Here is a 9,203-nt window from a genome sequence, read left to right on the forward strand (position 1 = left end):
CCCGTTGAACCCGCGCACCGTCACCACCGCCTTCCGCATCGTCGCCGTCGCCGAGGCGATCACCTGGGTCGGCCTGCTGGCCGGGATGTTCGTGAAGTGGGTGCTGCAGACCTCCGAGGTGGGCGTCCAGGTGTTCGGGCCCATCCACGGCGGCGTCTTCGTCGTCTACGTCCTCGTCGCCCTGGTCGCCGCCCGGGTGCTGCGCTGGTCGCTGCCCACGACGCTGCTCGCGCTGGCCGCCTCGGTGCCGCCGCTGGCCACCGTCTGGTTCGAGCGGTGGGCCACCCGCACCGGCGCGCTCCCCGCGCGCGAGGCGCTGACCGCCTGAGCCACCGGGCCCGGCCGGTCGCTACGGTCGCCGTCATGCCCGAGCCCGTGCTCCCCTCGACCGCCCGCCTCCTGCTCGCCCGCACGGCCCGGGTCCAGCGCGACGGCCGGTCTCCCGGCCTGGTCGCCGGCGTGGTCCGCGACGGCGGGCTGGCGTGGTCGGCCGGCCGCGGGGAGGTGCCCGGGCCGCACACCGACGTCCAGTACCGGCTGGGGTCGATCAGCAAGACCGTGACGGCCGTCGTCGTCATGCGGCTGCGCGACGAGGGCCGGCTGGGGCTGGACGACCCGCTGGAGCGCCACCTGCCCGGCACGCCGTTCGGCGACCGCACGGTCGGGCAGCTGCTCTCCCACCTCGCCGGCGCCTCGGCGGAGAGCCCCGGCGGCTGGTGGGAGCGGACACCGGGCGGGTCGCTGGAGGAGCTGGGGCTGGCGGAGACCGACGTCGTCCTCGGCGCCGCGCGCCGGTTCCACTACTCCAACCTCGGCTTCGGCCTGCTCGGCGAGCTCGTCGCGAGGCTGCGCGGCTCGTCCTGGGACGACGTCGTCACCGCCGAGGTGCTGGCGCCGCTGGGCATGGCGCGCACGACCCCCCGCCCGGTGGCCCCGGCCGCCGAGGGACGGGCGGTGCACCCCTGGGCCGACGTCGTGCTGCCCGAACCCGAGCACCACGCCGGCGTGATGGCGGCCGCCGGGCAGCTGTGGGCGACGCTGGCCGACCTCGGCCGGTTCGCCGCGTTCCTCCTCGGTGACACCGCGGACGTGCTCGACCCGGCGACGCTGGAGGAGATGACCGTGCCCGCCGGGGTGGACTCCTCCGCGCCCGGCTGGTCCTCCTACGGGCTGGGCGTGCAGGTGGTGCGGGTCGACGGGCGGACGCTGGTGGGCCACGGCGGCTCGATGCCCGGCTTCCTGGCCGGCGTCTTCGTCGACCGCGAGGAGCAGACTGGCGCGGTCTCGCTGGCCAACACGACCAGCGGCCTGGACCCGCTGGTGTTCGGCCTGCTGGCCGACCTGCGCGCCGCCGAGCCGCGGGTCGTCGAGCCGTGGGTGCCCGCCCCCGCGCCGGTGCCCCTGGAGACCCTCGGTGTCTGGTTCTGGGGGCCCGCGCCCTACCTCCTGCGCTCGGTCAGCGGCGGGCTGCTGCACCTGGGCCCGCTGCCCGGGCGGCCGGGCCGGGCCAGCCGGTTCGCGCCGGACGAGGGCGGCACCTGGCGGGGGCTGGACGGCTACTTCGCGGGGGAGGCGCTGCGCATCGCCGACGACCACCTGGAGCTCGACACCTTCGTCTTCACCCGCACCCCGTACGACCCCGCCGCGCCGGTGCCCGGCGGTGTGGACGACCGCGGCTGGCGCTGACCCGCTCTCCCCCCGCGCCACGATCAGGGAACCTGATCATGCGGTGTCCTCCCTCACCGTGGGCGCTGAGGGAGGACGCTCCACGATCAGGGCACCTGGTCATCGCCGGGCGCCGTCATCGCCGGGCGCCGTCACGGGCGGTCGAACGCGTCGATCGTGGTCTTGACGACGAGGCCGTAGGCCAGGTGCGGCACCAGGTCGCTGAGCCAGTCGGTCGTCGACCAGGTGCGCGGGTCGGTCACGCCGAGCACGGTCATCGGGCCGTTGGCCGCCACCATGGCGCCCAGCGCGGTGAGGGCGACACCGACGGGCTTGGCCGACAGGAGACCCGCCGCTCGCGCCAGCCCGCCGACCACGCCGACCCCGACGCCGGCCACCAGCCCCGTCATGGGCCCGAGCCCCTGGACGCGGTTCCGCCGGGTCTGCTCGTCGCCCGGGATGGGCACGTGCGCCGCCTCCGCGAGCTTCTCGACGGTCCGCTCGGGCGTCGAGCTGCTGCCCCGGCCGCGCACCACCATGTCCAGGTAGGTGACGGCGTTGAGCGCCGTCGTGCCGGCCGCGCCGGCGGCCGCCCCCCTCAGCGCCCAGCCCAGCGTGCTGATGCCGCGCCTGCCCTTGCCGGTGCGCCCTACCGGGGTCCGCTTCGCCATGTGCGGCCCGGTACCCGCCCGGAAGCGGCCCCACCCACCGACCGCGTCCTCGCCCGGGCCGCGGCGACCGGCACCCCTGGCGGAGCCGCTCGGGCACGGCCACGCTGGGCAGGTGGACGACGTCGGCGCCGAGCTGGAGCGCACCATCGGCGAGCTGCTCGGGCAGCGTCGCGCGGAGGCCTCCCTCTGCCCTTCCGAGGCTGCTCGGGCGCTCGATCCCGAGGGCTGGCGCGACCTGATGCCCGAAGCGCGCCGCGCGGCCGGCCGCCTCGCGGACGCGGGGACCGTCGAGGTGACCCAGGGCGGCGAGGTGGTCGACGTCCGGACCGCCCGAGGACCCGTGCGGATCCGCCGGCCCCGCTAGCCAGTGCCGGCCCCGCTAGCCGGTGCCGGCGGCGCGGTGCAGCAGCGGCCCCACGCGCCGCTCGACGAACCGGCGCATCGCCAGGGCGGTGTCCACCCGCTGGACGCCGGGGATGGCCAGCACCGCCTCGGTGATCCGCCACAGGTGGTCGGCGTCGGTGGCCGCGACGTGCACCAGCAGGTCGGTGGCGCCCGAGAGGCCGGTCACCTCGAGCACCTCGGGGAGCCCGGCGAGCGCGCCGCTGACCTCGGCCAGCCCGCGCTGCGCCACCTGCACCGACATGTAGGCGGTCAGCCGGTACCCGAGGGCCTCCGGGCGGACCCGCTGGTCCAGCGGGCCGAGCACGCCGTTGCCCTCCAGCCGGGCGAGCCGGCTCTGCACGGTGTTCCGGGCGAGGCCGAGCCGCTGCGACAGCGCCATGACGCTGGCCCGCGGGTCCTCGGTGAGGGCCAGCAGCAGCCGCGCGTCGGTGGCGTCGATCTCCGGCACGCTGGGCAGTCTGTCAGCTCCCGGCCGTGCGCGGGCAGCTTTCTGCGCAACTCCCTCGACCACCCCTGCGCAGATCGCCCCCCGCCCGGGCTGGTCAGCGGCGGGGAGGCCGTGCCAGGATGTGTGAGGGCCGCCACACCCGGCGGGCCGCAACGTCCAGCACCACCGCGCCGCCGGTGACCCCGGTGGCGGTGGCCGACGGCGAGGAGCGCGACCGGTGACAGCGTTGCCAGAGACCACCGAGATGGTCGACCCCGTCCCGGGGGCCGACGCCCCCCACCTGCCGCAGCGGACGCAGCTGGTCCAGCTGCTCACGCCCGAGGGCGAGCGGGTCGAGCACCCCGACTACTCGCTGGAGATCTCCGACGAGGAGCTGCGCGACCTCTACCGCGACCTGGTGCTGGTCCGCCGGTGGGACGTCGAGGCGACCGCGCTGCAGCGCCAGGGCGAGCTCGGCATCTGGGCCTCGCTGCTGGGCCAGGAGGCCGCGCAGATCGGCGCCGGCCGCGCGATGGCCGCCTCCGACATGGCCTTCCCGACCTACCGCGAGCACGGCGTCGCCTGGACCCGCGGCGTCGACCCGCTGCACGTCATCAGCCTGTTCCGCGGCGTGGACAACGGCGGCTGGGACCCGGTGGCCACCGGCTTCAACCTCTACACCGTGGTCATCGGCGCGCAGACCCTGCACGCCACCGGCTACGCCATGGGGCTGCAGCGCGACGGCGCCGAGAGCGCGGCGCTGGCCTTCCTCGGCGACGGCGCCACCAGCCAGGGCGAGGTCAACGAGGCGATGATCTGGGCGGCGAGCTTCTCGGCCCCCGTCGTCTTCTTCTGCCAGAACAACCAGTACGCGATCAGCGTCCCGCTCGAGCGGCAGTCGCGCGTCCCGCTGTACCGGCGCGCGGCCGGCTTCGGCTTCCCCGGCGTCCGGGTCGACGGCAACGACGTCCTCGCCGTCCTGGCCGTGACGCGGCAGGCGCTCCAGGCCGCGCGCGAGGGCCAGGGGCCGACCTTCATCGAGGCGTTCACCTACCGGATGGGCGCGCACACCACCTCCGACGACCCCACCCGGTACCGGCTGGCCAGCGAGCTGGAGGAGTGGAAGCTGCGCGACCCGATCGCCCGGCTGAAGGCCCACCTCTCCCGCCACGACAAGGCCGATGCGGCGTTCTTCGACGGCGTGGAGCGCGAGGCCGACGAGCTCGCCGTGCGGATCCGCAGCGGCACCGTCGACATGCCCGACCCCGAACCGACGGCGATGTTCGACTCCGTCTACGCGGAGCAGACCCCGTGGCTGGCCGCCCAGCGCGACGACTTCGTCGCCTACCGCGCGAGCTTCGAGGAGGCCGGCGAATGAGCACCGAGACCCTGACCATCGGCAAGGCCCTGAACCTCGGCCTGCGCAAGGCCATGGAGGACGACGCCAAGGTCGTGCTCATGGGGGAGGACATCGGCAAGCTGGGCGGTGTCTTCCGCATCACCGACGGCCTGCAGAAGGACTTCGGCGAGGCCCGCGTCGTCGACACGCCCCTGGCCGAGGCCGGGATCCTGGGCACCGCTGTCGGGCTGGCGATGCGCGGCTACCGGCCGGTCTGCGAGATCCAGTTCGACGGGTTCGTCTTCCCCGCCTACAACCAGATCGTCACCCAGGTGGCCAAGATGCACGCCCGGTCGAAGGGCCGGCTGCCGATGCCGATCGTCATCCGCATCCCCTTCGGCGGCGGCATCGGGGCCGTCGAGCACCACAGCGAGAGCCCCGAGGCGTACTTCGCGCACACTGCCGGGCTCAAGGTGGTCGCGGTCAGCAACCCGGTCGACGCCTACTGGGGCATCCAGCAGGCGATCGCCCACCCCGACCCGATCGTCTTCCTGGAGCCCAAGCGGCGGTACTGGGAGAAGGCCGAGGTCGACACCGACGCCACCCCCGACCCGCTGTTCGCCTCCCGCGTGGTCCGCGGCGGCGACGACGTCACGGTGCTCGCCTACGGCCCCATGGTGAAGACGGCGCTGCAGGCCGCCGAGGCGGTCGCCGGCGAGGGGCGCTCGCTGGAAGTGGTCGACCTGCGCACCGTCTCCCCGCTGGACCTCCAGCCGGTCTTCGAGTCGGTGCGCCGCACCGGCCGCTGCGTCGTCGTCCACGAGGCACCCGTCACCCTCGGGCTCGGCGCGGAGATCGCCGCCCGGGTGACCGAGACCTGCTTCCACTCCCTGGAGGCGCCGGTGCTGCGGGTCGGGGGTTTCGACACCCCCTACCCGCCGTCGAAGCTGGAGGAGGAGTACCTCCCCGACCTCGACCGGGTGCTGGACGCCGTCGACCGCGCGATGGAGTTCTGAGCCGTGGCCCAGCGACAGTTCAAGCTGCCCGACGTCGGTGAGGGGCTCACCGAGGGCGAGATCCTCCAGTGGCTCGTGGCCGTCGGCGACACCGTCACCGTCAACCAGCCGCTGTGCGAGGTGGAGACGGCGAAGGCCGCCGTCGAGCTGCCCTCACCGTGGGCCGGCACCGTCGTCGAGCTGCTGCACGAGGCCGGCACGACGGTCGACGTCGGGGAGCCGATCATCACCGTCGACGTGGGCGGCGATGCCCCGGCGGCGGAGCCGGCCGGCGAGGGGGCCGAGACCGGCGAGGAGCCGGCAGCGGGGCTGATCGGCGGGGCCGCCCCGGGTGGGCGCACCGCGGTGCTGGTCGGCTACGGCCCGCGGACGACCGAGGCCCGCCGCCGGCCGCGCCGCTCGGGCGCCGCGGCCGCCGCCCGCGCCACCGCGCTGCCCGGCGCCGACTACGGCTCCGGCGGCACCGACCGGCCGCCCCTGCCCTCCGACGACGGCCCGCCGCTGCTGGCCACGGCTCCCGACATGCGCAGCAAGCCGGTGCGCCACGGCGGGCTGGAGGTCGGCCGCCAGGCCGAGGCCGCCGCCCGCCGTGAGGAGGCCGCGCCGTCGCGCGGGTCCGCCCCCGGCCGGCGCGGACCCCGCCCGCTGGCCAAGCCGCCGGTGCGCAAGTACGCCAAGGATCTCGGCGTGGACCTGACCACGGTCTCGGGGACGGGCACCGACGGCTGCATCACCCGGGCCGACGTCGACGCCGCCGTCGCCGCGCGGGCCGACGGCGCCGGCACCCGGGCCCCCGTCGCGGGCACCGCCGGGGAGCAGCGGATCCCGGTCAAGGGGGTCCGCAAGGCCACCGCGGCCGCGATGGTGGCCAGCGCCTTCACCGCCCCGCACGTCACGGAGTTCCTGACCGTCGACGTCACCCGGATGATGAAGCTGCGCAGCCGGCTGGCCGCCCGGCCCGAGCTCGCCGGGGTGAAGGTCAGCCCGCTGCTGTTCGTGGCCAAGGCGGTGCTCCTGGCGGCCCAGCGGCACCCGATGGTGAACAGCTCCTGGGACGAGGCGGCGCAGGAGATCGTCGTCCACGGCCAGGTCAACCTCGGCATCGCCGCGGCCACGCCCCGCGGGCTGGTCGTCCCCAACATCAAGGACGCCGGCCGGCTCTCCCTGGCCGAGCTCGCCGGCGCGCTGGCCGAGCTGACCGAGACGGCGCGGGCCGGGCGCACCGCCCCGGGCGACATGACCGGCGGCACGCTCACCATCACCAACGTGGGCGTCTTCGGGGTCGACACCGGGACGCCGATCCTCAACCCAGGGGAGTCGGTGATCCTCGCCTTCGGCGCCGTGCGGGAGATGCCGTGGGTGCACAAGGGCAAGGTCCGCCCCCGGCAGGTGACGCAGCTGGCGCTGAGCTTCGACCATCGCATCGTCGACGGCGAGCTGGGGTCGAGGTTCCTGGCCGACGTGGGGGCGCTGCTGCACGATCCGGGCGCGGCGCTGGCCTTCTGACCGGCGCGCGCGGGAGGGTGGCTCCGTGGACCGACGTCGGACGGCTCTCGTCCTGCTGCTGCTCTTCGCGCTCTGCAGCGGCGTGGCCATCGTCGTCAGCGGGAGCCGGCCGGGGCCCGAGCAGGGCCTCGCGCCGTCGCTGGCCCAGTTCACCGGCTATGCGCTGGCCCTCGCCGCCGCCGTGCTCCTCCTGGCCTCGCCGGGAGAGAGCGCGGTCGGCGGTCCCCGGCGGGTGGGAGGAGTCGTCCTCGTCGCCCTCCTGGTCCTCGTGGTGCTGGACCTGGTGTCGGCGGACGGGCCGAACATCGGGGCCGGGGCGGTGCACCTGCTCGGGCTCGTGGTGATCATGGTGGCCACCGTCCGACTGGCGCTGGGCGTCGCCGGCGAGCGCGCCTCGTGACCGACCTCGACCGGCTGCTGGACTTCGCGGCGCGGTCGCGGCTGCCCGACGGGTTCGGCTACCTGGGCTCGGACGGGGCGGTGCTGCCGCGGCCGCAGGAGACGTGGATCGTCGCCCGGATGACCCACGTCTTCGGGCTGGCCGCGCTCCTCGGCCGGCCCGGGGCGGACGAACTGGTCCGGCACGGCGTCGCCGCGCTGCGCTCCGGCCCGCTCCACGACGCCGTGCACGGCGGATGGCGCGCGACGGGGGGCGACGACGCCAAGGCCGCCTACGTGCACGCGTTCGTCGTCCTCGCCGGCGCGACGGCGACCACCGCGGGGGCCGACGGCGGCCGCGGCCTGCTCGACGAGGCCGTCGCCGTCTGGCAGGACCGCTTCTGGGACGCCGACGCCGGGCTGGCGGTCGACGAGTGGGACGCCGGCTGGACGCGGCTGTCCGGTTACCGGGGCGCCAACGCGAACATGCACGGCGTCGAGGCGGTGCTCGCCGCCGCCGACGCGGTCGACGACGCCGCCCTCGCCGACCGGCTGCGCGGGCAGGCGCTGCGCAGCACCGAGCGGATCGTGCACGGCTTCGCCCGCGAGCGGGCCTGGCGGCTGCCCGAGCACTTCACCGCCGCGTGGGAGCCGCTGCCCGACCACAACCGCGACCGCCCGGCCGACCCGTTCCAGCCCTACGGCGTCACGGTCGGGCACCAGTTCGAGTGGGCCCGCCTCGCACTGCACCTGCGGGCCGCCCTGCCCGAGCCGCCGTCCTGGCTGCTCGAGGACGCCGTCGCGCTCTTCGACGCGGCGGCGACGCGTGGGTGGGCCGCCGACGGGCGCGAGGGCTTCCCGTACACGCTGGACTGGGACGACCGGCCGGTCGTCGGCGCGCGCATGCACTGGGTGCTCTGCGAGGCGGTCGCGGCCGCCGCCGTCCTGGCCCGGGTCACCGGTGAGCAGCGCTACCGGGGGCTGGCCGAGCGCTGGCGGGCGCACGGGGAGGAGCGGTTCGCCGACCCCGCCACGGGGAGCTGGCACCACGAGCTGACCCCCACCGGAGAGGTCGCCGAGGGCACCTGGGCCGGGCAGCCGGACGCCTACCACCTGGCCCAGATGCTGCTGGTGGCGGACCGGCCGGTGCGCGGGAGCATCGCGGCCGCGCTGCGCTGAGCAGCGCGGACCACGTGTCGGCCCCGTCGGCGCGGGGTAGGTGGCGGCCCGACCGAACAAGCGACACGAGGAGCTGAGAACGTGGCCAGCGTGCAGGAGTCCGTCGACGTCGACGTCCCGATCCGCGTCGCCTACGACCAGTGGACGCAGTTCGAGACCTTCCCGAAGTTCATGGGCGGTGTCGAGAGGATCACGCAGATCGACGAGACCCACACCCACTGGGTCACCAACATCGACGGCGTGAAGCGCGAGTTCGACGCCGAGATCACCGAGCAGCACCCCGAGGAGCGGGTGGCCTGGACCAGCACCAGCGGCGATGCCAAGCACGCGGGCGTGGTGACGTTCCACCGGCTGGACGACGCCAAGACCCGCGTCATGATCCAGATCGACTGGGAGCCCACCGGGCTGGTCGAGAAGGCCGGCGCCGCGCTCGGCTTCGACGACCGGCAGGTCAAGGCCGACGCGAAGAAGTTCAAGGAGTTCATCGAGAGCCGCGGCACCGAGACCGGTGCCTGGCGCGGTGACGTGCCGCGCCCCGACCAGTCCTGACCCCGGCGATGATCAGGTGACCTGATCCCCCGGTGTCCTCCCTCACCGCACGCGCTGAGGGAGGACAC

General features: G+C 75.4%; 11 protein-coding genes. 9 read left to right on the forward strand and 2 right to left on the reverse strand.

Translation table 11 applies throughout. The features are described from left to right. Positions 1 to 4 precede the first annotated feature (4 nt). Positions 5 to 328: a DUF3817 domain-containing protein gene (locus ACI79P_RS07430; RefSeq protein WP_456580395.1), complete on the forward strand. Its 324-nt coding sequence runs from the start codon at positions 5 to 7 to the stop codon at positions 326 to 328. Positions 329 to 363: 35 nt separating this feature from the next. Beyond that, the gene (locus ACI79P_RS07435) at positions 364 to 1,686 is read left to right on the forward strand and encodes a serine hydrolase domain-containing protein (protein ID WP_456580396.1); all 1,323 of its coding nucleotides are present in this window, start codon (positions 364 to 366) and stop codon (positions 1,684 to 1,686) included. 131 nt (positions 1,687 to 1,817) lie between these two features. On the opposite strand, the gene ACI79P_RS07440 is transcribed toward ACI79P_RS07435, so the two are convergent. Beyond that, positions 1,818 to 2,336 (reverse strand): hypothetical protein, encoded by a 519-nt coding sequence (locus ACI79P_RS07440; protein ID WP_456580397.1) that lies wholly within the window; start codon positions 2,334 to 2,336, stop codon positions 1,818 to 1,820. 112 nt (positions 2,337 to 2,448) lie between these two features. Here ACI79P_RS07440 and ACI79P_RS07445 point away from each other — a divergent pair, with 112 nt between their 5' ends. Next, on the forward strand, positions 2,449 to 2,700 hold the full coding sequence (locus tag ACI79P_RS07445) for a DUF3253 domain-containing protein (protein WP_456580398.1): 252 nt from the start codon (positions 2,449 to 2,451) through the stop codon (positions 2,698 to 2,700). A 15-nt stretch (positions 2,701 to 2,715) separates the two neighbouring features. Here ACI79P_RS07445 and ACI79P_RS07450 read toward each other — a convergent pair whose 3' ends face one another. Then, complete coding sequence (locus tag ACI79P_RS07450; RefSeq protein ID WP_456580399.1) at positions 2,716 to 3,189, reverse strand: Lrp/AsnC family transcriptional regulator; 474 nt, start codon at positions 3,187 to 3,189, stop codon at positions 2,716 to 2,718. Between the two features lie 217 nt (positions 3,190 to 3,406). Between ACI79P_RS07450 and pdhA the strand changes: the two genes are divergently transcribed. The 6 genes from pdhA to ACI79P_RS07480 all read left to right on the forward strand — a co-directional run bounded on the left by pdhA (position 3,407) and on the right by ACI79P_RS07480 (position 9,135). Next, entirely contained in the window at positions 3,407 to 4,546 is a 1,140-nt protein-coding gene (pdhA, locus tag ACI79P_RS07455) for a pyruvate dehydrogenase (acetyl-transferring) E1 component subunit alpha (RefSeq protein WP_456580400.1), read from the forward strand. After that, positions 4,543 to 5,523: an alpha-ketoacid dehydrogenase subunit beta gene (locus ACI79P_RS07460; RefSeq protein WP_456580401.1), complete on the forward strand. Its 981-nt coding sequence runs from the start codon at positions 4,543 to 4,545 to the stop codon at positions 5,521 to 5,523. Before pdhA ends, ACI79P_RS07460 begins: the two co-directional genes overlap by 4 nt. 3 nt (positions 5,524 to 5,526) lie before the next feature. After that, entirely contained in the window at positions 5,527 to 7,029 is a 1,503-nt protein-coding gene (locus tag ACI79P_RS07465) for a dihydrolipoamide acetyltransferase family protein (protein WP_456580402.1), read from the forward strand. Between the two features lie 25 nt (positions 7,030 to 7,054). Further along, complete coding sequence (locus ACI79P_RS07470; RefSeq protein WP_456580403.1) at positions 7,055 to 7,429, forward strand: hypothetical protein; 375 nt, start codon at positions 7,055 to 7,057, stop codon at positions 7,427 to 7,429. Continuing rightward, positions 7,426 to 8,586 carry an AGE family epimerase/isomerase gene (locus ACI79P_RS07475; protein WP_456580404.1) on the forward strand — a complete coding sequence of 387 codons (1,161 nt, stop codon included), beginning with the start codon at positions 7,426 to 7,428 and terminating at the stop codon, positions 8,584 to 8,586. Before ACI79P_RS07470 ends, ACI79P_RS07475 begins: the two co-directional genes overlap by 4 nt. 81 nt (positions 8,587 to 8,667) lie before the next feature. Next, positions 8,668 to 9,135 (forward strand): SRPBCC family protein, encoded by a 468-nt coding sequence (locus tag ACI79P_RS07480; RefSeq protein ID WP_456580405.1) that lies wholly within the window; start codon positions 8,668 to 8,670, stop codon positions 9,133 to 9,135. Positions 9,136 to 9,203: the final 68 nt, after the last annotated feature.

This window comes from Blastococcus sp. SYSU DS0510, from assembly GCF_054050835.1.